Below are 25,435 nucleotides of genomic sequence, written 5' to 3' on the forward strand. Positions count from 1 at the left end.
AGAAAGAGAAAACAATGAAAAAAGTTGCCATTATTGGAGCAGGGATTGTAGGGGCAACTGCTGCCTACTACCTCTTCAAAGAAGCAGATTTAGAGGTGACCGTTTTTGACCATGGACAGGGTCAGGCAACCAAGGCAGCAGCAGGAATTATCAGTCCTTGGTTTTCCAAACGCCGTAATAAAGCCTGGTACAAGATGGCACGCTTGGGGGCTGACTTTTATGTGGGTTTGTTGGCCGATTTAGAAAAGTCTGGCCAGGAAATTGACTTTTACCAACGTTCGGGAGTTTTTCTCTTGAAAAAGGATGAATCCAAGCTTGAAGAACTCTATCAACTAGCTCTCCAGCGTAGGGAAGTATCTCCCTTGATAGGCCAGTTAGCTATTCTGGGCCAAGCGTCTGCAAATGAATTATTCCCTTGCTTGCAGGGATTTGACCGCCTGCTCTATGCTTCTGGTGGAGCGAGAGTCGATGGCCAACTTTTAGTGACTCGTTTGCTAGAAGCCAGTCAAGTCAAGCTGGTCAAAGAAAAAGTGAGTCTGACTCCTGTATCATCAGGTTACCAGATTGGTGAAGAGGTATTCGACCAGGTTGTTTTGGCAACAGGAGCTTGGTTGGGGGACATTTTGGAGCCTTTAGGATATGAGGTAGATGTTCGTCCTCAGAAAGGGCAACTCCGAGATTATCAACTTACCCAAGATATGGAATCCTATCCTGTTGTCATGCCAGAAGGGGAGTGGGATTTGATTCCTTTTGCAGGTGGGAAATTGTCCTTAGGAGCTACCCATGAAAATGATATGGGATTTGACTTGACGGTAGATGAAACCTTGCTCCAACAAATGGAGGATGCGGCCTTGCCTCACTACCCAGCCTTGGCTGAAGCTACTATAAGAGGTGAGCGAGTAGGAGTCCGTGCCTATACCAGTGATTTCTCCCCTTTCTTTGGGGAAGTACCTGACTTAGCAGGTGTCTATGCGGCTAGTGGCCTAGGTTCATCAGGCCTCACAACTGGGCCTATCATTGGTTACCACTTAGCTCAACTGATCCAAGACAAGGAATTGACCTTGGACCCAGTAAACTATCCAATTGCAAACTATGTCAAACAAGTAAAAAGCGAATAAGATTTTACTGAAATTTTAGCAGGTAGTTTAGGATGGCAAATGACATTCCCTATCAAAAATGATAAAATAAGAAAAAATAATCCGAGAATCGAGGAAAAAAGATGCAAGAAAAGATTTTGGTAACTGGCGGTGCCGGATTTATCGGAACCCACACTGTTATTGAATTGATCCAAGCAGGTCATCAAGTCGTTGTGGTGGATAATCTTGTCAATAGCAATCGTAAGAGTTTAGAAGTTGTTGAAAGAATCACAGGTGTTGAGATTCCTTTCTATGAGGCAGATATCCGTGACACGGATACCCTCAGAGATATTTTCAAGCAGGAAGAGCCGACTGGTGTCATTCACTTTGCTGGTCTGAAGGCTGTTGGTGAATCAACACGTATCCCTCTTGCCTACTATGACAACAATATCGCTGGAACTGTCAGCCTGCTAAAAGCCATGGAAGAAAATAACTGTAAGAACATCATCTTCAGTTCTTCGGCGACAGTTTACGGAGACCCTCATACAGTTCCAATCTTAGAAGATTTCCCGCTTTCAGTGACCAACCCTTACGGTCGTACCAAGCTCATGCTAGAGGAAATTTTGACCGATATCTACAAGGCAGACTCAGAATGGAACGTGGTCTTGCTTCGTTACTTCAACCCAATCGGAGCGCATGAAAGTGGAGATTTGGGAGAAAATCCAAACGGTATTCCAAACAACCTCTTACCTTATGTGGCACAAGTAGCCGTTGGCAAACTAGAGCAAGTACAAGTTTTCGGTGATGACTATGAAACTGAGGACGGAACAGGTGTTCGTGACTATATCCACGTTGTAGACCTAGCCAAAGGTCACGTTGCAGCTCTACAAAAGATCCAAAAAGGTTCAGGCCTTAACATTTACAACCTTGGAACAGGTAAAGGCTATTCAGTTCTTGAAATTATCCAAAACATGGAAAAAGCGGTAGGACGTCCCATTCCATACCGCATCGTAGAACGCCGCCCAGGTGATATCGCTGCCTGCTACTCAAACCCTGCAAAAGCCAAAGCTGAACTGGGATGGGAAGCAGAACTCAGCATCACCCAAATGTGTGAAGACGCATGGCGTTGGCAAAGCAAGCATCCAAATGGATTTGAAGACTAAGATGATGATCTCAATCATTGTCCCTTGTTTAAACGAAGAGGAAGTACTTCCTCTTTTTTATCAGTCTGTTGAAGCACTGCTTCCAGAATTGGGAGGAGAGATTGAGTATGTCTTTGTAGACGATGGCTCAAGTGATGGGACCTTAGACTTGCTAAAGGCCTATCGGCTGCAAAATCCTGCGGTACATTACATTTCTTTCTCGCGAAATTTTGGGAAAGAAGCAGCTCTGTATGCAGGCTTGCAGCATGCAACTGGAGACCTGGTGGTCGTGATGGATGCAGACCTTCAGGATCCTCCTAGTATGCTACTTGAGATGAAAGCCTTACTAGACCAAAATGCAGACTTGGACTGTGTTGGGACACGGAGAACTAGTCGGGAGGGAGAACCCTTTCTTCGAAGCTTCTGTGCCAATCTCTTTTACCGCCTCATGCAAAAAATTAGCCCAGTAGCCTTGCCCTCGGGTGTCCGTGATTTTCGGATGATGAGAAGGTCTGTGGTGGATGCTATTTTAGCCTTGACCGAATCCAATCGTTTTTCTAAGGGTCTCTTTGCCTGGGTTGGTTTTCGAACGCACTATCTTGACTATCCAAATGTCGAAAGACAGGCTGGCAAGACCAGTTGGAGTTTTAGGAAGCTCTTTTTCTACTCGATTGAAGGGATTCTCAACTTTTCAGATTTTCCCTTAAGTATAGCCTTTGTAGCGGGACTCCTATCTTGTTTTATTTCTTTTATGATGACTGTTTTTGTGGTGTTTCGGACCCTTATCTTGGGAAATCCGACATCTGGCTGGACCTCTCTGATGGCTGTCATTCTCTTTCTTGGAGGGATTCAACTCCTGACAATTGGGATTCTAGGCAAGTATATCAGTAAGATCTATCTGGAAACCAAAAAAAGACCACTCTATCTCGTTAAAGAAAAAAGTGATTTTTCTATTTTTGAAGGAAAAAATAGCCGGAAAAGACTATAATTTTACCTAGAAATATGCTAAACTAATAGATGAAGGGATTAAAGTGATAAAAAGAATCTACAATATCAATCTCCCTTTTAAACTATGACCGATCTTTTAGAAGTGCACGTGTAGGACAATTTTTGATGGCCTCTAGAACATCGCTGGTCTCAGTGATTTCTCTTTGCAATTCAACTGGATCATCGTAAAATCGAACGATTCCATTATCGTGATAATCAAAGAGTTCAGAATAGGTTTGGCAAAGCCCACAGGCGATGCATCGTTCAGGTATAAGTGTGAGTTTCATATTTATATTGTAATAAGAAAGTTTAAAAAATACAAGGAGTAAGGTATGGAAAAAGAACCATGGCAAGAAGATATTTATGAAAATAATGAGGAAGAATCAAGATCGGAACGTCGTCACCGTAAACAAAAGGGAAAAGGCGTTGTTGCCAATCGTGTCTTGACAGTTCTAGCTAGCCTCTTCTTTGTAATCGTTGTAGCAATGGTTGTCGTATTGATTTACCTTTCTACTGGAGGAAGCAACCGTACGGCTGCCTTGAAGGATTTTTATGATCCTTCAGCACCTGCTAGCAGTTCCACTTCAAAAGTGGAAGAGTCTTCATCTTCAAGCAGCAAGGTAGAGGAAACAGCTTCTTCTGAATCAACACCTTCACAGAGCAGTTCGGAAGAACATACTACAGAGGGTGAAGGAACACTTACAGTACAGCCTGGAGAGGGAGAAGCAGCTCTTGCACAACGTGCAGGGATTTCCATTGCCCAGTTGGAAGCTTTGAATCCTTCTCATATGTCATCTGGCTCTTGGTTTGCTAACCCAGGTGATGTCATCAAGACAAGATAGGAGTCGGAAATGAAGACAATTCAAATTGCTATTGATGGTCCTGCTTCCAGTGGTAAGAGTACGGTCGCAAAGATCGTCGCAAAAGATTTTGGCTATACTTATCTCGACACGGGTGCTATGTACCGTGCGGCTACCTATATTGCCATCAAACACCAAGTAGATGCTGAAACTGTAGACCAACTTCTTCATCTCCTTGACCAACATCCCATTAGTTTTGGGCGTTCGGAGGCAGGTGAACAACTTGTCTTTGTTGGTGATGTAGATATTACCCATCCGATTCGTGAAAATGAAGTGACCAACCAGGTTTCAAGCATCGCTGCCATTCCAGAAGTGCGTGAGAAACTGGTCTCTCTCCAACAGAAGATTGCCCAGCAAGGTGGTATTGTCATGGATGGACGTGATATCGGGACAGTTGTTTTACCACAAGCTGAACTCAAGATTTTCCTAGTAGCCTCTGTTGAAGAAAGAGCAGAGCGTCGTTACAAGGAAAATATTGCTAAAGGGATTGAGACGGACCTGGAAACTCTGAAAGAAGAGATTGCGGCACGTGATTACAAAGATAGTCATCGCGAAACCTCGCCTCTCAAACAAGCAGAGGACGCAGTTTACCTCGACACAACTGGATTGAGTATCCAAGAAGTAGTCGAAAGAATTGAATCAGAAGCAAAAAAATATATGTCCTAGGGACGAGAGGAGCAGGCTAAATGAAGCCTGCTCCTTTTCTCTCTTTTGCGCGCGTTTCAAAACAGCCTTTTTGGGAGAATTTTGATAAAATAGTAGTATCAATAAAAAGGACGGAAGCATGACAAAGAAAATCGTAGCCATTTGGGCCCAAGATGAAAAAGGTGTGATTGGGAAGGAAGATCGTCTCCCTTGGCATTTGCCAGCAGAGTTGCAACATTTTAAGGAAACAACTTTGAATCATGCTATACTGATGGGGCGAGTGACCTTTGATGGCATGGGACGTCGTCTGCTTCCAAAACGGCAAACCCTGATTTTAACGCGAAATAGCGAAGAAGTCATAGATGGGGCGCTCGTATTTCAAGATGTGGAGTCTGTTTTAGCTTGGTATCAGAGTCAGGAAAAAAATCTCTATATCATTGGCGGAAAGCAGATTTTTCAGGCTTTTGAGCCTTATTTAGATGAAATCATCGTGACGCAGATTCATGCTCAGGTGGAGGGAGATACCTATTTTCCTGAGGATTTTGACTTGTCTCTTTTTGAGACAGTCGCAAGCAAATCTTATGAGCGAGATGAGAAAAATAACTATGATTTCACCATCCAATACCGAAAGAGAAAGGAAGTCTAATGGAGCGCAGTATATTTGGATTTTTTACAGCTTTTTTGTGTGTGATCTGTATTTTGACTGGAGCACAGGCTTTTCGTAAGAAGCGCTATGGACTGTCTGCCTTACTCTGGTTGAATGCTTTTACCAATCTGGTAAACAGTGTCCATGCTTTTTATATGACCTTATTTTAGATAGAATGATAAATTAGAATGGAAGGAACTCATGCCTACAAATAGGAAAAATGATATGATAGTTTATTGCTCATTTTGTGGCAAAAGCCAAGAAGAAGTAAAGAAAATAATCGCTGGGAACAACGCCTTTATCTGTAATGAATGTGTGGAGTTGGCCCAGGAAATTATTCGGGAGGAGTTGGCCGAGGAAGTTTTGGCAGACTTGTCTGAAGTACCAAAACCAATCGAGCTCCTCAATATCTTAAACCACTATGTGATCGGTCAGGATCGTGCCAAACGTGCCTTGGCAGTAGCAGTTTACAATCACTATAAACGCATCAATTTCCACGATACGCGAGAAGAGTCTGAAGATGTGGATTTGCAGAAGTCAAACATCTTGATGATTGGTCCAACTGGTTCTGGGAAAACTTTCTTGGCTCAGACTTTGGCTAAGAGCTTGAATGTGCCTTTTGCTATTGCAGATGCGACAGCTCTGACTGAGGCTGGTTATGTGGGTGAGGACGTAGAAAATATCCTCCTCAAACTCTTGCAGGCTGCTGACTTTAACATCGAACGTGCAGAACGTGGGATTATCTACGTAGATGAAATTGACAAGATTGCCAAGAAGAGCGAGAACGTGTCTATCACACGTGACGTTTCTGGTGAAGGGGTGCAACAAGCTCTTCTCAAGATTATTGAGGGAACTGTAGCCAGTGTACCGCCTCAAGGTGGACGCAAGCATCCGCAACAAGAGATGATTCAGGTAGATACCAAGAATATCCTCTTCATCGTGGGTGGTGCTTTTGATGGCATCGAAGAAATTGTGAAACAACGTCTGGGAGAAAAAGTCATCGGTTTTGGCCAAAATAACAAGGCGATTGACGAAAACAGCTCCTACATGCAAGAAATCATCGCAGAAGACATTCAAAAATTCGGTATTATCCCTGAGTTGATTGGACGCTTACCTGTCTTTGCTGCTCTTGAGCAATTGACGGTCGATGACTTGGTTCGCATCTTGAAGGAGCCAAGAAATGCCTTGGTCAAACAATACCAAACCTTGCTTTCTTATGATGATGTTGAGTTGGAATTTGACGATGAAGCCCTTCAGGAAATCGCCAATAAGGCTATCGAACGCAAGACAGGGGCGCGTGGTCTTCGGTCTATTATCGAAGAAACCATGCTAGATGTTATGTTTGAAGTGCCAAGTCAGGAAAATGTGAAATTGGTCCGCATCACAAAAGAAGCTGTCGATGGAACGGAAAAACCCATCCTAGAAACAGCCTAGAGGTGACTATGGAAATCAATACACATAATGCTGAGATCCTGCTCAGTGCAGCCAATAAGTCTCACTATCCGCAGGATGAACTGCCAGAGATTGCTCTAGCAGGGCGTTCAAATGTTGGCAAATCTAGCTTTATCAACACCATGCTCAACCGCAAAAATCTGGCCCGTACATCTGGAAAACCTGGTAAAACCCAGCTCCTTAACTTTTTTAACATTGATGACAAGATGCGTTTTGTGGATGTACCAGGTTACGGCTACGCCCGCGTTTCCAAAAAAGAACGTGAAAAGTGGGGGCGCATGATTGAGGAGTACCTAACGACTCGTGAAAATCTACGTGCCGTAGTCAGTTTGGTGGACCTCCGTCACGACCCGTCAGCAGATGATGTGCAGATGTACGAATTTCTCAAGTATTATGAGATTCCGGTTATCATCGTTGCGACCAAGGCGGACAAAATTCCTCGCGGTAAGTGGAACAAGCACGAATCAGCAATCAAAAAGAAATTAAACTTTGACCCAAGTGACGACTTCATTCTCTTTTCATCAGTCAGCAAGGCAGGGATGGATCAGGCTTGGGATGCAATATTAGAAAAATTGTGAGGGAAAGAAATGGCAAAAACAATTCACACAGACAAGGCTCCAAAAGCAATCGGGCCTTATGTTCAAGGGAAAATCGTTGGCAATCTATTGTTTGCGAGTGGGCAAGTTCCTCTTTCGCCTGAAACTGGGGAGATTGTAGGAGAGACCATCCAAGAACAGACAGAACAAGTCTTGAAAAACATTGGTGCTATTTTGGCAGAAGCGGGAACGGACTTTGATCACGTTGTCAAAACAACGTGCTTCTTGAGCGATATGAACGACTTTGTTCCTTTTAATGAGGTTTACCAAACGGCCTTCAAAGAGGAATTCCCAGCTCGTTCAGCTGTGGAAGTAGCTCGTCTTCCTCGCGATGTGAAAGTCGAAATTGAAGTCATCGCAGAGATTGGATAAGCTAGTTGAAGTTTGGTTTTGCCAAACTTCTTTTGATATAAGGAGAGATAGATGACAAAAAAACAACTTCACCTAGTGATTGTGACAGGGATGAGTGGTGCAGGAAAAACCGTAGCCATTCAGTCCTTCGAGGATTTAGGATATTTCACCATTGACAACATGCCGCCAGCCCTCTTGCCAAAGTTTTTACAGTTGGTCGAAACCAAAGATGATGACCACAAACTGGCTTTGGTAGTGGACATGCGTAGCCGTTCTTTCTTCTCAGAGATTCAAGCTGTTTTGGATGAGTTGGAAAATCAAGATGATTTGGATTTCAAAATCCTCTTTTTGGATGCCAAAGATAAGGAATTAGTAGCCCGTTACAAGGAAACCAGACGGAGTCACCCTCTAGCAGCAGATGGTCGAATTTTAGATGGGATTAAGCTGGAACGTGAACTTTTGGCACCTTTGAAAAACATGAGCCAAAATGTGGTGGATACGACAGAACTTACCCCGCGTGAACTTCGTAAAACCATTGCTGAGCAATTTTCGGACCAAGAACAAGCCCAGTCTTTCCGTATCGAGGTCATGTCTTTTGGATTCAAGTACGGCATCCCTATCGATGCGGACTTGGTATTTGATGTCCGTTTCTTGCCAAATCCCTATTACCTACCAGAACTGCGCAATCAAACGGGGATGGATGAGCCTGTCTACAACTATGTCATGAAACATGCAGAATCAGAAAGTTTCTATCAGCACTTGCTTGCCTTGATTGAGCCGATTTTGCCAAGTTACAAGAAAGAAGGCAAGTCTGTTTTGACCATTGCAGTGGGATGTACAGGTGGACAGCACCGTAGTGTTGCCTTTGCCAAGCGAATCGCAGAGGACCTAGCTAAAAACTGGCCTGTCAATGAAAGCCATCGTGACAAAGACCGAAGAAAGGAAACGGTAAACCGTTCATGAGAAAACCTAAAATAACGGTGATTGGTGGAGGAACAGGTATCCCCGTCATTTTGAAAAGTTTGCGGGAAAAGGATGTTGAGATTGCAGCCATCGTAACAGTCGCCGATGATGGTGGATCTTCTGGTGAGTTAAGAAAGAATATCCAACAACTGACACCGCCTGGAGATCTTCGTAATGTTTTGGTGGCCATGTCGGATATGCCCAAGTTTTATGAGAAGGTTTTTCAGTACCGATTCTCAGAAGAGGCTGGCTCTTTTGCTGGTCATCCCCTAGGGAATCTCATCATCGCAGGCCTTTCTGAAATGCAGGGATCTACTTACAATGCCATGCAGCTACTAAGTCTCTTTTTCCATACAACAGGGAAGATTTACCCATCAAGTGACCACCCTTTGACGCTACATGCAGTCTTTAAAGACGGTTCTGAGGTGGCGGGTGAGAGCCATATTGCAGATCATCCAGGCATGATCGACCATGTCTATGTGACCAATACCTTGGATGATGAAACACCCCAAGCCAGCCGTCGAGTAGTCACTACTATTCTCGAGAGTGACATGATCGTCTTGGGTCCTGGTTCCCTCTTTACATCGATTTTACCCAATATCGTGATCGAAGAGATTGGACAAGCACTCTTGGAGACCAAGGCAGAAATAGCCTATGTCTGCAATATCATGACCCAACGTGGGGAAACAGAGCACTTTTCAGACAGTGACCATGTGGAAGTCCTCCATCGCCATCTAGGTCGGCCTTTTATTGATACGGTCTTGGTCAATATTGAAAAGGTTCCTAGAGAATACATGGATACCAACCGTTTCGATGAATATTTGGTACAGGTAGAGCATGATTTTGCTGGTCTTTGCAAGCAGGTTCCTCGTGTGATTTCTTCCAATTTCCTTCGTTTGGAAAATGGAGGAGCCTTCCATGATGGCGATTTGATTGTGGATGAATTGATGCGAATTATACAGGTGCGAAAATGAGTTTTACAGTTGCAGTAAAAGAAGAAATTCTTGGTCAGCACCATCTCAGTCGTCATGAATTATCAGCCATCATCAAGATGTCAGGTAGTATTGGTCTCTCAACTTCGGGCTTGACCCTGTCTGTTGTGACTGAAAATGCCAAGTTAGCTCGGCACCTTTATGAGTCCTTTCTCCATTTTTATGAAATCAAGTCAGAGATTCGTCACCATCAGAGAAGCAATCTTCGCAAGAACCGTGTCTATACGGTCTACACTGATGAGAGGGTACAGGAGCTTTTAGCTGATTTGCGGCTTGCGGATTCCTTCTTTGGTTTGGAGACGGGCATCGATCCTGATATTTTAGCAGATGAAGAAGCAGGTCGTGCTTATTTATGTGGGGCCTTTCTGGCAAATGGAAGTATCCGTGATCCTGAGTCTGGCAAATACCAGCTGGAGATCAGTTCTGTTTATCTGGACCACGCCCAAGGACTGGCCTCTCTCCTCCAGCAATTCTTACTGGATGCCAAGGTTATTGAGCGAAAGAAAGGTGCAGTTACCTATCTCCAGCGTGCAGAGGACATCATGGATTTCTTGATTGTGATTGGGGCCATGCAGGCGCGTGATAATTTTGAGCGCGTCAAGATTTTGCGTGAAACACGTAACGATCTCAATCGAGCCAATAATGCCGAGACAGCTAATATCGCTCGAACAGTTTCTGCCAGCATGAAAACCATCAATAATATCAGTAAAATCAAAGATCGAATGGGCTTGGAAAATTTACCCGTGGATTTGCAAGAGGTGGCTCAGTTGCGAATCCAGCACCCAGACTACTCTATCCAGCAGTTGGCAGATAGCCTCAGCAATCCCCTGACCAAGAGTGGTGTCAATCACAGACTGAGAAAAATAAACAAGATTGCAGAAGAGCTATAAAACCACGGATTAGTAAATCCGTGGTTCTTTTCTTATAAACTGGTTGAGTGTTTGGGTTGTACTTTTTGGTCAGGGTCGATGTAGTTGATAGCATTGTTCACAGCTGTAGGTGCTTCTCCAAGTCCTGTGGCAATCAAATCAATCTTTCCTTCGTAGTAGCAGCAGTCTCCGATAGCATAGATACCTGCTTGGCTAGATTCTTGTTTGCTATTGACGATAATCTTATGACGGTTGAGATCTAGACCCCAGTTTTTAAGATTTCCGACAGAAGACTTGAAGCCGTAGTTGACAAAGAGGTGGTCTACCTCAATCGTTTCGGCTTCATCCGATTTGACTTTTGTAATTTCCAGTTTATCAAGTGTTTTTCCATCTCCAAGGAGTTGGCTAGGAACGAATGGTGTCTTGATAGTCACAGATGATGCTTGCAGGGCTTGCACACTGTGTTCCAAGGCGCGGAAGTTATCTCGACGGTGAACGAGAGTAGTTGGGGCAATTTTTTCGAAAGCCAATGCCCAGTCAACTGCTGAGTCCCCTCCACCAAGGATGGTCACTTTCTTACCAGCGTATTGCTGGATATTGGCAACGTGGTAGTGGATATTTTCATAGTTTTCGACACCATCTAGTTCGAGCGGACGCGGTTTAAAGGCGCCACCACCCATGGCAATGATGACTGTTTTGGTCAGGTGGCTTCCCTTGTTGGTTGTGATGGTAAAACCTTCATCTTGTTTCACTATTTCAAGAACAGTTTCGTTGAGGTGAACAGGTGTTTCAAAGCCGTTTAGCTGTTCAATCAAGCGATTGGTCAACTCTTCTCCGGTTAAGTTTGGAAAACCTGGCACATCAAGGATTTGCTTCTCAGGATAGAGGATGGCTGGTTGACCACCGAGCTGGGGAAGAGAGTCAATGATTTTGACTTTGGCTTGGCGTAGGTGGGCGTAAAAGGCAGCAAAGAGCCCAACAGGACCGCCACCTACAATGGTAATATCATAGAGTTGAGACATGATTTCTCCTTCGTTTTTTCTAGTCAGTTTATTTTATCATAATTTTGCTTAATTTAAAATGAAGTAGGATAGGGAAAAAATAGGCAAAAAATGGTATAATGGTACAGAAAGTGTTTTGACGGGGAGGAGGCCAGGGATGAATTTTCAACAATTATCCAATTTACAATACTGGACGAGTTTGTTTTCAAGTCCTTGGACGATAGTCATCAATCTGATTGATATTCTCATTGTGACTTATATTTTATATCATTTTACCAAAGCGATTGCAGGGACCAAAATCATGATATTGGTGCGGGGAGTCTTGGTCTTTATTTTAGGTCAGATTCTGTCCAATATGATTGGTTTGACGACCATTTCCTGGTTGATCAATCAGATCATCACCTACGGGGTCATTGCAGCGGTAGTTATTTTTTCACCAGAGATTCGGACTGGTTTGGAACGATTGGGTCGGGCTACGGATTTCTTCTACAATGCTCCTATTAGTGCGGAAGAGCAAATGGTTCGTGCCTTTGTCAAATCAGTCGAGTACATGAGCCCGCGTAAGATTGGTGCTCTGGTTGCTGTTCAGCGAGTAAGAACCCTGCAGGAATATATCTCAACTGGGATTCCTCTAGATGCTAAGATTTCCTCTGAGTTATTGATTAATATCTTTATCCCTAATACTCCCTTACACGATGGTGCGGTCATTGTCAGAGAAGACCGGATTGCCGTAACTTCAGCCTACCTACCCCTGACTGAAAATACAGGAATTTCCAAGGAGTTTGGAACACGTCATAGGGCGGCGATTGGTTTGTCAGAAGTATCGGATGCTCTTACCTTTGTGGTTTCAGAGGAAACAGGCGGAATCTCAATCACCTATAATGGAGTCTTTAAGCATGATTTGACCTTGGAAGAGTTTGAAGCTGAATTGAGAAGAATCCTGCTTCCAACATCAGAGGAAAAACAAGGTCTGAAAGAGCGTCTGCTAGGAGGATTGAAACATGAGAAAAAATAGTCTTTATATCATTTCTTCCTTCTTTTTCGCCTGCATCCTCTTTATCTACGCGACTTCTACAAACTACCAGAATAGCAACAGTGCCAGACAAGTGCGGACAGAAACCTATACCAATACGGTTCTTAATGTCCCAATCGATATTCAGTATGACAGTGATCAGTACTTTATTAGTGGTTTTACATCTGAAGTGACCGTCTTTCTGACTGGGTCAAACAGAGTTGCTTTGGCGAGTGAGATGCAGGAAAGCACTCGGAAATTCAAGGTCAAAGCTGACTTAACCAATGTCAGTGTAGGAACCATCGAAGTTCCTCTAACCATTGAAAATTTACCGAGTGGTTTGACGGCTGTTGCAACTCCGCAAAAAATAACAGTGAAGGTTGGTAAAAAAGCAAAACGTGATAATGTAATTGTTGTGCCGGAGATTGACCCTAGCCAGATTGATTCTCGTGTCAAAATTGATACAGTCACTGTGTCTGATGAAAAAGTAACGGTTATTAGTGACGAGGAGACTCTCTCTAGAGTGGATCGAGTTATTGCCATCTTGCCGACGAGTGAACGGATAACAGGTAACTACTCGGCCTCTGTTCCACTACAAGCAGTTGACAAAAATGGGAATGTCCTACCAAGCGTCATTATGCCATTTGACACTACAATGAAAATTACAACCAAAACAGTATCGTCTAGCTCGAGTTCTTCGTCAATGACCTCGTCAACAGGGTCCTCGACTAGCAGCTCGTCTTCAACGAGTTCAGAAACAAAACCAGACTCGTCTAAACAAGAATAAATAAAAAAGTAGAAAAGGATGATTAACAAAATGGGTAAATATTTTGGAACCGATGGAGTCCGTGGAGAAGCAAACGTAGAACTGACGCCAGAATTAGCCTTTAAATTGGGACGTTTTGGTGGTTATGTTCTTAGCCAACATGAAACGGAAGCCCCTAAAGTCTTTGTAGGACGTGATACACGTATCTCAGGAGAAATGCTAGAATCTGCCTTGGTGGCAGGTCTTCTATCAGTAGGAATTCACGTCTACAAACTCGGTGTTCTTGCAACACCAGCAGTAGCTTATTTGGTTAAAACTGAGGGAGCTAGTGCGGGTGTCATGATTTCCGCTAGTCACAACCCAGCCCTTGATAATGGAATTAAGTTCTTTGGTGGGGATGGCTTCAAACTTGATGACGAAAAAGAAGCAGAAATCGAAGCCTTGTTGGACGCTGCCGAAGACACACTTCCTCGTCCAAGTGCCGAAGGATTGGGAACCTTAGTGGACTATCCAGAAGGCTTACGTAAGTATGAAGGCTACCTTGTTTCAACTGGAGCGCCTCTCGAAGGGATGAAAGTGGCCTTGGATACAGCCAACGGTGCAGCAGCTACGAGTGCTCGTCAGATTTTTGCTGATTTAGGTGCTCAGTTAACAGTTATCGGTGAGACACCAGATGGTCTGAATATCAACTTGAATGTGGGTTCTACACATCCAGAAGCTCTTCAAGAAGTGGTCAAAGAAAGCCAGTCAGCTATTGGTTTGGCCTTTGACGGAGACAGTGACCGCTTGATTGCTGTTGATGAAAATAGTGACATCGTTGATGGTGATAAGATCATGTACATCATCGGGAAATATCTTTCTGAAAAAGGACAGTTGGCTCAAAACACCATTGTGACAACGGTTATGTCTAACCTTGGCTTCCATAAGGCTTTGGATAGTGCTGGCATTAACAAAGCAGTCACTGCAGTTGGAGATCGCTATGTTGTCGAAGAAATGAGAAAATCAGGCTACAACCTAGGTGGTGAACAGTCTGGTCACGTTATCTTGATGGATTACAATACAACTGGTGATGGTCAATTATCAGCTGTCCAATTGACCAAAATCATGAAAGAAACAGGTAAGAGTTTGTCTCAACTGGCATCAGAAGTGACGATTTACCCACAAAAACTGGTCAATATCCGAGTGGAAAATGCCATGAAAGAAAAAGCCATGGAAGTACCAGCTATCAAAGCAATCATCGAAAAGATGGAAGAAGAGATGGCAGGCAACGGTCGTATCCTTGTCCGCCCAAGTGGAACAGAACCCCTCTTGCGTGTCATGGCAGAAGCACCAACAACAGAAGAAGTCAACTACTATGTAGATACGATTGCTGCTGTGGTTAAAGATGAAATCGGAATTGACTAAAGCCTAGAAAACTAGATGAAATGATAAAAATGTGGTACAATTGCATAGTAAATTGTAGCAAAGGGAGAGAAAAATGAATCTTAAAAGAGAACAAGAATTTGTTAGCCAGTATCACTTTGATGCTCGTAACTTTGAATGGGAAAATGAAAATGGCGCTCCTGAAACCAAGGTAGACGTGAACTTTCAGTTACTCCAACACGACCAAGAAAACCAAGTAACTTCGCTAGTTGTTATCTTGAGTTTCATGATTGTCTTTGACAAATTTGTCATCAGCGGAACAATTTCCCAAGTGAACCATGTGGAAGGTCGTATTGTTAACGAACCAAGCGAATTTAACCAAGAAGAAGTTGAAACCTTGGCACGTCCATGCTTGAACATGCTCAACCGTTTGACGTATGAAGTAACAGAAATCGCCTTGGATCTTCCAGGGATCAATTTGGAGTTTTAGTCATGAAATTAGCTGTCATTACAGATTCTTCCGCCTATTTAGAGGAGAAGACGCTGCAAAGAGAGAATCTATTTATCTTGGATATTCCTGTCAATATTGATGGGGAAGAGTATGTCGAAGGTGTCAATCTGACTGCTGAGGAATTTTATCAAAAAATGGCTCAGTCTGCTGAATTGCCTAAGACCAGTCAACCAAGTATTGCTAAATTGGATGAGATTCTAAGTTCCTTGAAAGAAGAGGGCTATACCCATGTCTTGGGACTCTTTCTTTCGTCAGGGATTTCAGGTTTTTATCAGAATATCCAATATATGTTAGACGAGTATGAAGGTTTGACCATTGCCTTTCCTGATACCCATATCACAAGCTCCCCTCTAGGATTTATGGTAGAGAGTGCCTTTGAATGGGCAGAACAGGGTGATGATTTTACTCAGATTCAGGAGAAATTGGCTATCCAAATCGCTGATAACTCAGCCTTTATCATAGTAGATGACCTTGATCACTTGGTTAAGGGAGGACGTCTATCAAATGGGGCTGCCATCCTAGGAAATCTTCTCAGTATCAAGCCCATTCTTTACTTCAATGACCAAGGTGTGATTGAAGTTTACGAAAAAGTTCGTACAGAGAAAAAAGCAACCAAACGTTTGGTGGAAATCATCAAAGAGTTGACAAAAGATGGGGACTACCGTATTACAGTCATTCATGGGAATGCTCCTCAAAAGGCGGCAGATTTGCGCCAACTCTTGATTGAGAGTGGTGTGAATTCTGAGATTCCAATTGTCAGCTTTGGTAGTGTCATTGGGACCCACCTTGGAGAAGGCAGTATTGCCTTGAGCTATACGCCAGTTGTCTAGAATGCTCTGGGCAGCTAACGTCCTTTGTATCTTGATAATTGAACACGCCTGGAACACTGTGTGAAAAAGATAGTTCTGATCAAGGAGTAGACACTCCTTGATCAGAACTCCTATTTTCACTTTGTGTTCTTGCAGACTTTGTATCTTAGACAGGAGTAGAGATGAGTATTCGAGTAATTATTGCCGGTTTTAAGGGAAAGATGGGCCAGGCTGCTTGTCAGATGGTCTTGGCTGATCTAGACTTGGACTTGGTCGCAGTTTTGGATCCGTTTGAGTCTGAGTCAGAGTGGCAGGGAATTCCTGTCTTCAATGATAAGGTTGACTTGGTTGGGTTTGAAGCGGATGTCTGGGTGGATTTCACCACACCAGCTGTTGCCTACGAAAATACACGCTTTGCTCTTGAAAATGGCTTTGCTCCTGTCGTAGGAACAACCGGTTTCACTAGTGAAGAAATTACAGAACTAAAAGAATTTTCCCGTAAGCAAAATATGGGTGGCTTGATTGCCCCTAACTTTGCCTTGGGAGCTGTCTTACTTATGCAATTTGCGTCCCAGGCTGCCAAATATTTCCCAAATGTGGAGATTATCGAGCTCCATCATGACAAGAAAAAAGATGCTCCGAGTGGAACAGCCATCAAAACAGCTGAGTTGATGGCTGAAGTTCGGGAGTCTATCCAGCAAGGTGCGCCCGATGAGGAGGAATTGATTGCGGGTGCACGTGGTGCTAATTTTGATGGCATGCGAATCCACTCAGTCCGTCTACCAGGATTGGTAGCCCATCAGGAAGTCATCTTCGGCAATCAGGGAGAGGGATTGACACTCCGTCATGACTCCTATGATCGCAGCTCCTTCATGACAGGGGTCAATTTGGGAATCAAAGAAGTTGTCAAGCGTCATGAGCTTGTTTATGGATTAGAACACTTATTATGAGATTAACACAAATGCCTTCTGAATTTCAGAAGGCTTTACCAGTATTAGAAAAAATTAAAGAAGCAGGTTTTGAAGCCTATTTTGTTGGAGGCTCTGTCAGAGATGCCATTCTCCATCGTCCCATCCATGATGTGGATATTGCGACTTCATCCTATCCAGAGGAAACCAAGCAGATTTTTCCGCGAACAGCTGATATCGGAATCGAGCACGGAACTGTCTTGGTTTTAGATGGTGACGAGGAGTATGAGGTAACCACCTTTCGGACAGAGGATGTCTATGTAGACTATCGCAGACCCAGTGCAGTTTCCTTTGTGCGCTCGCTAGAAGAGGACCTCAAGCGCCGTGATTTCACAGTTAATGCCTTTGCTTTGGATGAGACAGGCGAAATCATCGATTTGTTCCATGGTCTCAAAGATCTGGAAAATCAAGTCTTGCGAGCTGTCGGTATAGCCAGTGAGCGCTTCAATGAAGATGCTTTGCGTATCATGCGTGGTTTTCGTTTTCAGGCCAGTCTTGGTTTTGAACTTGAGCGAGAAACATTTGAAGCCATGAAATCCTTGACTCCGCTCTTGGAGAAAATCTCTGTGGAGCGTACCTTTGTTGAATTTGACAAACTCTTGCTTGCACCTTTTTGGCGTGTTGGCTTGTTTTCCATGATTGAGAGTCAAGCTTATGATTACCTCCCTGATATGGCAGATAGTCGAGAAAAGCTCCAAAAATTGTTTGATTTAGAGGCGAATTTCACCTTTGAGTCTTCTGAACAAGCCTGGGCGGCTCTCTTGTGGGTACTGGAAATTGAGGATGCTCAACCATTTTTGAAGCATTGGAAGACCTCACGCCAATTTACAAAGCAAGTACAGGATTTGCTGACTATTTTGGCTTTGCGTGAAAAGGGAGAATTGAGCAAGCGTGATTGTTACCGCTTTGACTTGGATTCCCTTTTACAAGCTGAACGTCTTCGTCAAGCCCAAGGAAAAGAGGTCAACCCCCAACTTATCACAGAAACTTACCAGAGTTTGACTATTCATGACAAGAAAGAAATCCAGATTAACGGTGGTATTTTAATCAAGGAATATGGTTACCAGCCAGGTCCAGATTTGGGAGATATTTTAACTGAGATTGAGTTTGCCATTGTCGATGGTGACTTGGAGAATGACCGTGATGCCATTCATACTTACCTGAGGGAGAAAAAATGAGTGATTTTATCGTTGAAAAACTAAGTAAATCCGTCGGTGACAAGACCGTTTTTAAGGATATTTCCTTTATCATCCATGATTTGGATAGAATCGGTCTCATTGGTGTCAATGGCACGGGTAAGACCACCCTTTTAGATGTTTTATCAGGTGTTTCAGGCTTTGATGGGGATGTCAGTCCTTTTTCAGCTAAAAATGATTACCAGATTGGCTACTTGACTCAGGATCCAGATTTTGATGATAGCAAGACAGTCTTGGATACGGTTCTATCCAGCGACCTCAAGGAAATCCAGTTGATTCGTGAGTATGAGTTAATCATGCTCAACTACAGTGAGGACAAGCAGGCTCGTTTGGAACAGGTCATGGCAGAGATGGATTCTCTCCAAGCCTGGGAAATCGAAAGTCAGGTCAAGACGGTCCTCAGTAAGCTAGGTATTCAGGACTTGTCGACTCCAGTTGGTGAATTGTCAGGTGGTCTAAGAAGACGGGTTCAGTTGGCGCAAGTTCTCCTAGGAAACCACGACCTCTTGCTTCTGGACGAGCCAACCAACCACCTGGACATTGCGACCATTGAGTGGCTGACTCTTTTTTTGAAAAATTCCAAGAAGACCGTTCTCTTTATCACCCACGATCGTTATTTCCTAGATGCACTATCAACGCGGATTTTCGAGTTGGACCGAGCAGGCTTGACCGAGTATCAGGGAAATTACCAGGACTATGTCCGCCTCAAGGCCGAACAGGATGAACGCGATGCCGCTCTCCTTCATAAAAAAGAACAACTCTACAAACAAGAACTGGCCTGGATGCGCAGACAACCGCAAGCGCGTGCGACCAAGCAACAGGCTCGGATCAATCGTTTCCACGACTTGAAAAAGGAAGTTTCAGATAATAGTAGTGAAACAGATTTAACCATGAACTTTGAGACCAGTCGAATTGGAAAGAAGGTCATCGAGTTTAAAGATGTTTCCTTCGCCTATGAGAACAAGCCTATTTTGAAAGATTTTAACCTTTTGGTGCAAGCCAAAGACCGTATCGGTATCGTTGGGGACAACGGTGTTGGAAAGTCAACCCTGCTTAACCTCATCGCAGGAAGTCTTGAGCCGACAGCAGGGCAAGTTGTGATTGGGGAGACCGTTCGTATCGCCTATTTCTCTCAACAAATCGAAGGCTTAGATGAAAGCAAACGGGTCATCAATTACCTGCAGGAAGTAGCAGAAGAGGTCAAGACTAGCGGTGGTTCTACAACTTCCATCGCTGAGTTGCTAGAGCAATTCCTCTTTCCACGTTCGACGCATGGAACCTTGATTGAGAAATTGTCTGGTGGCGAGAAAAAACGTCTTTATCTCCTCAAATTGCTCTTGGAGAAACCAAATGTTCTCCTCTTGGACGAGCCGACCAATGATTTGGATATTGCGACCTTGACAGTCTTGGAAAATTTCTTGCAGGGCTTTTCAGGTCCTGTCTTGACAGTTAGTCACGACCGTTATTTCTTGGATAAGGTAGCGACTAAGATTCTCGCTTTTGGGGATGGTAAGATTCGTCCTTTCTTTGGCCATTACACTGATTACCTTGACGAAAAAGCTTTTGAAGCAGAAACAGCAAGTCAAGTTCAAAAGGTCGAAAAAGAGAAAGTGGTCAAGGTCCGTGAAGACAAAAAACGCATGACCTACCAAGAAAAGCAGGAGTGGGCAAGCATTGAAGGCGATATTGAAGCCTTAGAAAATCGCATCGCTGCTATTGAAGAGGAGATGCAGGCAAATGGCTCCGATTTTGGTAAACTGGCTACTCTCCAAAAAGAGCTAGACGAGAAAAACGAAGAACTTCTTGAAAAATACGAACGCTATGAATACCTAAGTGAGTTAGCATGATGGAAGAAAAAATCATTAAACGTAGTCCCAAGAAAATCATTTGGAATGCCTTGTTTGGCCTAGCTTCGGTGCTTTTCTTCTTATTACCTCTCTATTATCTCCATTCGTATTCGGAAAAGGGGACGGGACTTCATACGATAAGTCTTTTGTTAATGCTGCTTGTACTTTTTTGCGCTGGAGTAGTCATTTATCAGACATACAGACTGTTAAGTTCCGATAAGGAATATTTGAGATGTACAGTTAAGGGGTTTTACTACAAACCGAATCCAAAGAAACCCAGTCATTTCTACGCTTGGGCTGATGTAGAGGAATTTTCCTTCTCTCGGATTCGAGGGAAGTATAGGGATTCCTACCGGATTGAAGTTGATTTTAAAAACAAGGAAAATGCGAAATCCCAATCACCTCTAGCCCTACTTAAGAAAATGTGTTTCCCTTTTCATCCGTCAGCAGATTTGATCATCCCTATCTTTCTACTAGATGTAGGTCTTCCTGAAAGGGTATACGAGACCATGAAGTACTATGAAAGAGAATGGCGTATCGAACAAAATCGTCAAGCAAGAAAACAGACAAAACAAGCTTCGAAAACCAGATCTTCCAAATAGCTATAAGCCCGTTTAGTTTAAAGAAAATCAATCAAAAAAGGCCCTATCCACTGGATAGGGTCATTGTTTGTCTTCTTTTTTAGTTTCCTGGTGGAAAATATTTTGCCAAGTCTCATGGTGACGCCATATACTAGTGTGGACGATGCCATCTAGCTCATAGCAAATGAGTTTGGTTTTTTGACTAATGGAAGTAATCTGAATGTCCTTGATTGTAGTAGGTAGTTCTTTTGCAACTTTATAAGCGCCCTTGTCCATCTGCTCTCCATCTTGACGGATATAGAGAAAGTCCTCAGCAAGGAGTTCTTCTAATTGATTTCCTTGGTCAATCAATTGCTCGCGCATGAGTAGTTTTTTATAGACATTGTCCAAAATTTCGTCCTCAGGTATGGGAGCTGGCTCGATATGAACATCGGTATCAAAGACTCCAAAACGCTCTTCTAGCATGGATTCGACCTGGTCTGCGATCTCATGACTTTCATAGACTGATAGGTCGGGATTCATCTCCAGCGTGATATCAAGGTAGATATTGCTACCGTAGGTACGCCCCCTTTGGGACTTGACCTTACTAATCTTTGGAATCTCCATGATGGCCTTTTGGTAGTCCTCCAGCAGACGGTCATCAAAACCATCTGAAAGACTGAAGGAAGACTCGATAAAGATATCATAGGCTGTCTTTAAGATAAAGAAAGTGATGATGATAGCGACCAGTTTATCCACGATTGGATAATTGAAACTGCTGGCTAGGATGGCAATGGAAGTCCCAAGTGAGGTAACAGCATCGGAAAGATTGTCCTTGGCGGCAGCCTTGAGGGCCTTGGACTTGGATTTTTTACTGAGGCGGGTATTATAGAGATAAACGGCGAACATGACCGCCGCAGAGACGACTCCGAGAGTTGCACCCAGAGGGTCGATAACTGTCTGTTCCCGACTGAGAATTTTTTGAATGGTGTCCCGAAGAACATCAAAGCCAACGTAGAACATGATGATGGAAGTAATCAAACTAGCCAAATCTTCAATCTTCCAGTGACCGAAACGATGATCACGGTCTGCAGGCTGGCGTGCCATACGAATACCGATCAGAAGAGCAACATTTCCGATAATATCGGATACGTTGTTGAAACCATCCGCTACCAAACTGGAAGAATGCAGGAGGTGACCAGTTGCCAATTTTGCTGCAGACAAGAGGAGGTAGGTCGAAATGCTGATAATGGCACCACGTTCCGCCAACTTGAGATTTGATATGGATTGATTCATCGGACTTCCTTTCTAGTGCTGAGATTCTGTTTTCATTATACTGGTTTTCATGGGAAAATTCAAATTTAGTCTTGTTTCATCGGATTTAAACCCTTGAAAATTGTTCAAATTTTGATATAATAGTACTACTCAAGGGAGTAGCTGGCAGAAACCTGTGATAGTGTCGTCATTCCGAATTTTATACTGCAAAGTATTCTTTCCGGCGCTATCTTAAACAGCGAGACTTGTTATGATTAACAGGTCTCTTTTTGTTTGTCATAAAACCAAAAGAGAGCTTGTTTTGCACACAAAGTCAAGGAGGAGACATATGTCAAAAGAACAAAAACGCCAAGCGTTTTATACTCAAAGTCCCGAAGAAGTCTTGAAGTCGGTTGAAGCAACTGAGCAAGGCCTTTCGTCAAGCGAAGCGCAGAAACGCCTAGCTGAATATGGGCGCAATGAACTCGAAGAGGGTGAGAAAAAATCTCTCTTGGTTAAATTCATTGAACAGTTTAAGGATTTGATGATTATTATTTTGGTTGCTGCAGCCATCTTGTCTGTCATAACTTCTGGTGGGGAAGATATTGCAGATGCCATCATTATTCTAGCCGTTGTTATCATCAACGCAGCCTTTGGTGTTTACCAAGAAGGAAAAGCAGAAGAAGCCATCGAAGCCCTCAAATCGATGTCTAGTCCAGCTGCGCGCGTTCTTCGTGATGGGCATATGGCTGAGATTGATTCCAAAGAATTGGTACCAGGAGATATCGTTGCCCTTGAAGCAGGTGACGTGGTACCAGCGGACCTACGTTTGCTAGAAGCTAATTCTCTTAAAATCGAAGAAGCAGCCCTAACAGGTGAGTCTGTTCCAGTCGAAAAAGACTTGACCGTCGAGCTCTCTGCAGATGCCGGTATTGGTGACCGTGTCAATATGGCCTTCCAAAACTCAAATGTGACTTATGGTCGTGGTCTTGGTGTTGTTGTCAATACAGGTATGTACACGGAAGTTGGTCATATCGCTGGCATGCTCCAAGATGCGGATGAGACGGATACACCACTCAAACAAAACTTGAACAACCTTTCTAAGGTCTTGACCTATGCAATTTTGGTCATTGCGCTTGTTACTTTTGTAGTCGGAGTCTTCATTCAAGGTAAAAATCCACTTGGTGAGTTGATGACCTCTGTTGCGCTTGCTGTTGCAGCCATCCCAGAAGGACTTCCTGCTATCGTGACCATCGTTCTTGCCCTTGGTACTCAAGTTTTGGCAAAACGAAACTCTATCGTTCGTAAGTTGCCAGCAGTAGAAACACTTGGTTCAACTGAAATCATCGCTTCTGATAAGACTGGTACGCTTACCATGAACAAGATGACAGTCGAAAAAGTCTTCTATGATGCAGTCTTACATGACTCTGCTGATGACATTGAACTAGGTCTTGAAATGCCTCTTCTTCGTTCTGTTGTTTTGGCTAATGATACTAAGATTGATGCAGAAGGAAACCTGATCGGGGATCCAACGGAAACAGCCTTCATCCAGTATGCCTTGGATAAGGGCTATGATGTTAAAGGATTTTTAGAGAAATATCCTCGTGTAGCTGAGTTACCGTTTGACTCAGATCGTAAGCTCATGTCAACAGTTCACCCATTACCAGATGGGAAATTCCTCGTAGCAGTCAAAGGGGCTCCAGATCAACTCTTGAAACGTTGTGTTGCTCGTGATAAAGCTGGCGATGTCGCTCCGATTGATAATCAAGTCAATGACTTAATTCACACAAATAACTCTGAAATGGCTCACCAAGCCTTGCGTGTCCTTGCGGGTGCTTATAAGATTATTGATAGCATTCCAGAAAACTTGACTTCTGAAGAACTGGAAAACAACTTGATCTTTACTGGATTGATTGGGATGATTGACCCTGAGCGTGCCGAAGCAGCTGAAGCAGTTCGTGTCGCTAAGGAAGCGGGAATTCGTCCAATCATGATCACGGGTGATCACCAAGATACAGCGGAAGCCATTGCCAAACGTTTGGGGATCATTGATGAAAATGACTCGGAAGACCATGTTTTGACTGGTGCTGAGCTCAACGAACTTTCTGATGAAGAATTTGAAAAAGTAGTTGGTCAATACTCTGTTTATGCGCGTGTATCTCCAGAGCACAAGGTTCGTATCGTGAAAGCTTGGCAAAAACAAGGTAAGGTCGTTGCCATGACAGGTGATGGTGTGAATGATGCACCAGCTCTGAAAACAGCCGATATTGGTATCGGTATGGGAATCACTGGTACTGAGGTTTCTAAGGGTGCATCTGACATGATTCTTGCGGATGATAACTTTGCGACTATTATCGTCGCAGTTGAAGAAGGACGTAAGGTCTTCTCAAACATTCAAAAGACTATTCAATATCTTCTTTCTGCCAATACAGCTGAAGTTTTGACCATCTTCTTAGCGACCCTCTTTGGATGGGATGTTTTGCAACCAGTTCATCTTTTGTGGATCAACTTGGTAACCGATACCTTCCCAGCTATTGCTCTTGGTGTTGAACCTGCTGAGCCAGGTGTTATGACCCACAAACCACGTGGACGTAAGTCAAGCTTCTTCTCAGGTGGGGTCTTGAGTTCTATCATCTATCAAGGTGTACTCCAAGGGGCACTGGTCTTGACCGTTTATGGCCTTGCTCTTGCCTATCCAGTCCATGTAGGAGACAACCAAGCTATTCACGCAGATGCCCTTACAATGGCCTTTGCAACACTCGGTTTGATTCAGCTCTTCCATGCCTACAATGTTAAGTCTGTTTACCAATCCATCTTGACAGTTGGACCATTCAAGTCTAAGACCTTCAACTGGTCAATCTTGGTATCCTTCATTCTTCTTATGGCAACCATCGTTGTAGAACCGCTTGAAGGTATCTTCCACGTAACCAAACTAGACTTATCACAATGGGCTATTGTTCTAGCTGGAAGCTTCTCAATGATACTTATCGTCGAAATCGTCAAGTTTGTTCAACGTAAACTTGGTCTTGATAAGAACGCGATTTAAAAAGAAAGTCATCTTCGGATGGCTTTTTTTGCATTTGAGGGAAAGGACTAGAAGTTGCCCCCTTTTGTGCTATAATAAAGTAAAGTTGTAAGGAGCGTAAGAGAATGGAAAAGAGAATTGTCCGAGATGTCTTATTCTTGTCGCAGGTCTCGAAACCTGCAAGTCAGGAAGACCTTTATCTGGCTAAGGATTTGCAGGATACCCTGCTGGCTAATCGCGAGACCTGTGTCGGTCTGGCGGCTAATATGATTGGGGTGCAGAAGCGCGTGATTATCTTTAATCTTGGTCTAGTTCCCATGGTTATGTTTAACCCCATTCTCCTTTCCTATAAAGGACCTTATGAGACAGAGGAAGGTTGTTTGTCTTTGACTGGGGTTAGAACGACGACTCGTTATGAAACGATTACGGTTTCCTATCGCGATAGCAAGTGGCAGGAACAGACTATTACACTGACAGGTTTTCCAGCTCAGATCTGCCAACATGAACTGGATCATTTGGAAGGACGGATTATTTAGGAGGAAGTC

General features: G+C 43.6%; 26 protein-coding genes. 23 read left to right on the top strand and 3 right to left on the bottom strand.

Annotated features, from left to right (window positions below; translation table 11 throughout):
* Positions 1 to 14 precede the first annotated feature (14 nt).
* The 3 genes from SNAG_RS02940 (at position 15) to SNAG_RS02950 (ending at position 3,206) form a co-directional block, all read left to right on the top strand.
* Positions 15 to 1,118 (top strand): NAD(P)/FAD-dependent oxidoreductase, encoded by a 1,104-nt coding sequence (locus tag SNAG_RS02940; RefSeq protein ID WP_096406369.1) that lies wholly within the window; start codon positions 15 to 17, stop codon positions 1,116 to 1,118.
* A gap of 101 nt (positions 1,119 to 1,219) precedes the next feature.
* A complete protein-coding gene (gene galE, locus SNAG_RS02945; RefSeq protein ID WP_096406372.1) occupies positions 1,220 to 2,239 on the top strand; it encodes a UDP-glucose 4-epimerase GalE in 1,020 nt (339 codons plus the stop codon).
* A complete protein-coding gene (locus SNAG_RS02950) occupies positions 2,223 to 3,206 on the top strand; it encodes a glycosyltransferase family 2 protein (protein ID WP_172842380.1) in 984 nt (327 codons plus the stop codon). The genes galE and SNAG_RS02950 overlap by 17 nt, the downstream gene beginning before the upstream one ends.
* Positions 3,207 to 3,288: 82 nt before the next feature.
* Here the strand turns inward: SNAG_RS02950 and SNAG_RS02955 are convergent, their stop codons facing one another.
* Entirely contained in the window at positions 3,289 to 3,492 is a 204-nt protein-coding gene (locus tag SNAG_RS02955; protein WP_004240353.1) for a ferredoxin, read from the bottom strand.
* Between the two features lie 45 nt (positions 3,493 to 3,537).
* On the opposite strand from SNAG_RS02955, the gene SNAG_RS02960 reads away from it, so the two are divergent.
* From SNAG_RS02960 to whiA, 9 genes are all read left to right on the top strand, one after another.
* Positions 3,538 to 4,047 carry an SAG1386/EF1546 family surface-associated protein gene (locus SNAG_RS02960; RefSeq protein WP_000410182.1) on the top strand — a complete coding sequence of 170 codons (510 nt, stop codon included), beginning with the start codon at positions 3,538 to 3,540 and terminating at the stop codon, positions 4,045 to 4,047.
* 9 nt (positions 4,048 to 4,056) lie between these two features.
* A complete protein-coding gene (gene cmk / locus SNAG_RS02965; RefSeq protein ID WP_096406377.1) occupies positions 4,057 to 4,731 on the top strand; it encodes a (d)CMP kinase in 675 nt (224 codons plus the stop codon).
* A 118-nt stretch (positions 4,732 to 4,849) separates the two neighbouring features.
* Complete coding sequence (locus SNAG_RS02970) at positions 4,850 to 5,356, top strand: dihydrofolate reductase (protein WP_096406380.1); 507 nt, start codon at positions 4,850 to 4,852, stop codon at positions 5,354 to 5,356.
* Between the two features lie 201 nt (positions 5,357 to 5,557).
* Entirely contained in the window at positions 5,558 to 6,790 is a 1,233-nt protein-coding gene (clpX, locus tag SNAG_RS02980) for an ATP-dependent Clp protease ATP-binding subunit ClpX (RefSeq protein WP_096406382.1), read from the top strand.
* An 8-nt stretch (positions 6,791 to 6,798) separates the two neighbouring features.
* Positions 6,799 to 7,386, top strand: a complete 588-nt coding sequence (gene yihA / locus SNAG_RS02985) for a ribosome biogenesis GTP-binding protein YihA/YsxC (RefSeq protein ID WP_000405203.1) — start codon at positions 6,799 to 6,801, stop codon at positions 7,384 to 7,386.
* A gap of 9 nt (positions 7,387 to 7,395) precedes the next feature.
* Positions 7,396 to 7,776 carry a RidA family protein gene (locus SNAG_RS02990; RefSeq protein WP_001140420.1) on the top strand — a complete coding sequence of 127 codons (381 nt, stop codon included), beginning with the start codon at positions 7,396 to 7,398 and terminating at the stop codon, positions 7,774 to 7,776.
* Between the two features lie 51 nt (positions 7,777 to 7,827).
* Entirely contained in the window at positions 7,828 to 8,718 is an 891-nt protein-coding gene (gene rapZ / locus SNAG_RS02995) for an RNase adapter RapZ (protein ID WP_096406386.1), read from the top strand.
* On the top strand, positions 8,715 to 9,692 hold the full coding sequence (locus SNAG_RS03000; protein WP_096406389.1) for a YvcK family protein: 978 nt from the start codon (positions 8,715 to 8,717) through the stop codon (positions 9,690 to 9,692). Before rapZ ends, SNAG_RS03000 begins: the two co-directional genes overlap by 4 nt.
* On the top strand, positions 9,689 to 10,600 hold the full coding sequence (whiA, locus tag SNAG_RS03005) for a DNA-binding protein WhiA (RefSeq protein ID WP_096406391.1): 912 nt from the start codon (positions 9,689 to 9,691) through the stop codon (positions 10,598 to 10,600). The genes SNAG_RS03000 and whiA overlap by 4 nt, the downstream gene beginning before the upstream one ends.
* 32 nt (positions 10,601 to 10,632) lie before the next feature.
* On the opposite strand, the gene SNAG_RS03010 is transcribed toward whiA, so the two are convergent.
* Positions 10,633 to 11,601 (bottom strand): NAD(P)/FAD-dependent oxidoreductase, encoded by a 969-nt coding sequence (locus tag SNAG_RS03010; RefSeq protein WP_096406394.1) that lies wholly within the window; start codon positions 11,599 to 11,601, stop codon positions 10,633 to 10,635.
* A 136-nt stretch (positions 11,602 to 11,737) separates the two neighbouring features.
* On the opposite strand from SNAG_RS03010, the gene cdaA reads away from it, so the two are divergent.
* The 9 genes from cdaA (at position 11,738) to SNAG_RS03060 (ending at position 20,653) form a co-directional block, all read left to right on the top strand.
* On the top strand, positions 11,738 to 12,595 hold the full coding sequence (gene cdaA / locus SNAG_RS03020; protein WP_096406397.1) for a diadenylate cyclase CdaA: 858 nt from the start codon (positions 11,738 to 11,740) through the stop codon (positions 12,593 to 12,595).
* Positions 12,582 to 13,379, top strand: a complete 798-nt coding sequence (locus SNAG_RS03025) for a CdaR family protein (RefSeq protein ID WP_096406400.1) — start codon at positions 12,582 to 12,584, stop codon at positions 13,377 to 13,379. Before cdaA ends, SNAG_RS03025 begins: the two co-directional genes overlap by 14 nt.
* Before the next feature lie 30 nt (positions 13,380 to 13,409).
* Positions 13,410 to 14,762 carry a phosphoglucosamine mutase gene (gene glmM / locus SNAG_RS03030; RefSeq protein ID WP_096408824.1) on the top strand — a complete coding sequence of 451 codons (1,353 nt, stop codon included), beginning with the start codon at positions 13,410 to 13,412 and terminating at the stop codon, positions 14,760 to 14,762.
* A gap of 73 nt (positions 14,763 to 14,835) precedes the next feature.
* Positions 14,836 to 15,210 (top strand): DUF1149 family protein, encoded by a 375-nt coding sequence (locus SNAG_RS03035; protein WP_001050092.1) that lies wholly within the window; start codon positions 14,836 to 14,838, stop codon positions 15,208 to 15,210.
* 2 nt (positions 15,211 to 15,212) lie between these two features.
* The gene (locus SNAG_RS03040) at positions 15,213 to 16,061 is read left to right on the top strand and encodes a DegV family protein (RefSeq protein WP_096406403.1); all 849 of its coding nucleotides are present in this window, start codon (positions 15,213 to 15,215) and stop codon (positions 16,059 to 16,061) included.
* A gap of 161 nt (positions 16,062 to 16,222) precedes the next feature.
* Positions 16,223 to 16,990, top strand: coding sequence for a 4-hydroxy-tetrahydrodipicolinate reductase (gene dapB, locus SNAG_RS03045; protein ID WP_096406406.1), 768 nt, complete (start codon positions 16,223 to 16,225; stop codon positions 16,988 to 16,990).
* On the top strand, positions 16,987 to 18,186 hold the full coding sequence (locus tag SNAG_RS03050; protein ID WP_096406408.1) for a CCA tRNA nucleotidyltransferase: 1,200 nt from the start codon (positions 16,987 to 16,989) through the stop codon (positions 18,184 to 18,186). Before dapB ends, SNAG_RS03050 begins: the two co-directional genes overlap by 4 nt.
* On the top strand, positions 18,183 to 20,051 hold the full coding sequence (locus tag SNAG_RS03055) for an ABC-F family ATP-binding cassette domain-containing protein (protein WP_096406411.1): 1,869 nt from the start codon (positions 18,183 to 18,185) through the stop codon (positions 20,049 to 20,051). Before SNAG_RS03050 ends, SNAG_RS03055 begins: the two co-directional genes overlap by 4 nt.
* The gene (locus tag SNAG_RS03060) at positions 20,048 to 20,653 is read left to right on the top strand and encodes a hypothetical protein (protein ID WP_096406413.1); all 606 of its coding nucleotides are present in this window, start codon (positions 20,048 to 20,050) and stop codon (positions 20,651 to 20,653) included. The genes SNAG_RS03055 and SNAG_RS03060 overlap by 4 nt, the downstream gene beginning before the upstream one ends.
* A gap of 60 nt (positions 20,654 to 20,713) precedes the next feature.
* On the opposite strand, the gene mntE is transcribed toward SNAG_RS03060, so the two are convergent.
* A complete protein-coding gene (mntE, locus tag SNAG_RS03065) occupies positions 20,714 to 21,907 on the bottom strand; it encodes a CDF family manganese efflux transporter MntE (RefSeq protein ID WP_096406416.1) in 1,194 nt (397 codons plus the stop codon).
* A gap of 307 nt (positions 21,908 to 22,214) precedes the next feature.
* Here mntE and SNAG_RS03070 point away from each other — a divergent pair, with 307 nt between their 5' ends.
* The gene (locus SNAG_RS03070) at positions 22,215 to 24,911 is read left to right on the top strand and encodes a cation-translocating P-type ATPase (RefSeq protein ID WP_096406419.1); all 2,697 of its coding nucleotides are present in this window, start codon (positions 22,215 to 22,217) and stop codon (positions 24,909 to 24,911) included.
* Between the two features lie 104 nt (positions 24,912 to 25,015).
* The gene (locus SNAG_RS03075) at positions 25,016 to 25,426 is read left to right on the top strand and encodes a peptide deformylase (RefSeq protein ID WP_096406421.1); all 411 of its coding nucleotides are present in this window, start codon (positions 25,016 to 25,018) and stop codon (positions 25,424 to 25,426) included.
* Positions 25,427 to 25,435 lie beyond the last annotated feature (9 nt).

Origin of the sequence: Streptococcus sp. NPS 308, from assembly GCF_002355895.1 — a bacterium.
In the GTDB taxonomy this organism is placed as follows: Bacteria; Bacillota; Bacilli; order Lactobacillales; family Streptococcaceae; genus Streptococcus.

What these genes read in the sequence shown, in the direction of transcription:
- SNAG_RS02940 (WP_096406369.1), top strand. Translation starts at nt 15, where the DNA reads ATGAAAAAAGTTGCCATTATTGGAGCAGGGATTGTAGGGGCAACTGCT.
- galE (WP_096406372.1), top strand. Translation starts at nt 1,220, where the DNA reads ATGCAAGAAAAGATTTTGGTAACTGGCGGTGCCGGATTTATCGGAACC.
- SNAG_RS02950 (WP_172842380.1), top strand. Translation starts at nt 2,223, where the DNA reads ATGGATTTGAAGACTAAGATGATGATCTCAATCATTGTCCCTTGTTTA.
- SNAG_RS02955 (WP_004240353.1), bottom strand. Translation starts at nt 3,492, where the DNA reads ATGAAACTCACACTTATACCTGAACGATGCATCGCCTGTGGGCTTTGC.
- SNAG_RS02960 (WP_000410182.1), top strand. Translation starts at nt 3,538, where the DNA reads ATGGAAAAAGAACCATGGCAAGAAGATATTTATGAAAATAATGAGGAA.
- cmk (WP_096406377.1), top strand. Translation starts at nt 4,057, where the DNA reads ATGAAGACAATTCAAATTGCTATTGATGGTCCTGCTTCCAGTGGTAAG.
- SNAG_RS02970 (WP_096406380.1), top strand. Translation starts at nt 4,850, where the DNA reads ATGACAAAGAAAATCGTAGCCATTTGGGCCCAAGATGAAAAAGGTGTG.
- clpX (WP_096406382.1), top strand. Translation starts at nt 5,558, where the DNA reads ATGCCTACAAATAGGAAAAATGATATGATAGTTTATTGCTCATTTTGT.
- yihA (WP_000405203.1), top strand. Translation starts at nt 6,799, where the DNA reads ATGGAAATCAATACACATAATGCTGAGATCCTGCTCAGTGCAGCCAAT.
- SNAG_RS02990 (WP_001140420.1), top strand. Translation starts at nt 7,396, where the DNA reads ATGGCAAAAACAATTCACACAGACAAGGCTCCAAAAGCAATCGGGCCT.
- rapZ (WP_096406386.1), top strand. Translation starts at nt 7,828, where the DNA reads ATGACAAAAAAACAACTTCACCTAGTGATTGTGACAGGGATGAGTGGT.
- SNAG_RS03000 (WP_096406389.1), top strand. Translation starts at nt 8,715, where the DNA reads ATGAGAAAACCTAAAATAACGGTGATTGGTGGAGGAACAGGTATCCCC.
- whiA (WP_096406391.1), top strand. Translation starts at nt 9,689, where the DNA reads ATGAGTTTTACAGTTGCAGTAAAAGAAGAAATTCTTGGTCAGCACCAT.
- SNAG_RS03010 (WP_096406394.1), bottom strand. Translation starts at nt 11,601, where the DNA reads ATGTCTCAACTCTATGATATTACCATTGTAGGTGGCGGTCCTGTTGGG.
- cdaA (WP_096406397.1), top strand. Translation starts at nt 11,738, where the DNA reads ATGAATTTTCAACAATTATCCAATTTACAATACTGGACGAGTTTGTTT.
- SNAG_RS03025 (WP_096406400.1), top strand. Translation starts at nt 12,582, where the DNA reads ATGAGAAAAAATAGTCTTTATATCATTTCTTCCTTCTTTTTCGCCTGC.
- glmM (WP_096408824.1), top strand. Translation starts at nt 13,410, where the DNA reads ATGGGTAAATATTTTGGAACCGATGGAGTCCGTGGAGAAGCAAACGTA.
- SNAG_RS03035 (WP_001050092.1), top strand. Translation starts at nt 14,836, where the DNA reads ATGAATCTTAAAAGAGAACAAGAATTTGTTAGCCAGTATCACTTTGAT.
- SNAG_RS03040 (WP_096406403.1), top strand. Translation starts at nt 15,213, where the DNA reads ATGAAATTAGCTGTCATTACAGATTCTTCCGCCTATTTAGAGGAGAAG.
- dapB (WP_096406406.1), top strand. Translation starts at nt 16,223, where the DNA reads ATGAGTATTCGAGTAATTATTGCCGGTTTTAAGGGAAAGATGGGCCAG.
- SNAG_RS03050 (WP_096406408.1), top strand. Translation starts at nt 16,987, where the DNA reads ATGAGATTAACACAAATGCCTTCTGAATTTCAGAAGGCTTTACCAGTA.
- SNAG_RS03055 (WP_096406411.1), top strand. Translation starts at nt 18,183, where the DNA reads ATGAGTGATTTTATCGTTGAAAAACTAAGTAAATCCGTCGGTGACAAG.
- SNAG_RS03060 (WP_096406413.1), top strand. Translation starts at nt 20,048, where the DNA reads ATGATGGAAGAAAAAATCATTAAACGTAGTCCCAAGAAAATCATTTGG.
- mntE (WP_096406416.1), bottom strand. Translation starts at nt 21,907, where the DNA reads ATGAATCAATCCATATCAAATCTCAAGTTGGCGGAACGTGGTGCCATT.
- SNAG_RS03070 (WP_096406419.1), top strand. Translation starts at nt 22,215, where the DNA reads ATGTCAAAAGAACAAAAACGCCAAGCGTTTTATACTCAAAGTCCCGAA.
- SNAG_RS03075 (WP_096406421.1), top strand. Translation starts at nt 25,016, where the DNA reads ATGGAAAAGAGAATTGTCCGAGATGTCTTATTCTTGTCGCAGGTCTCG.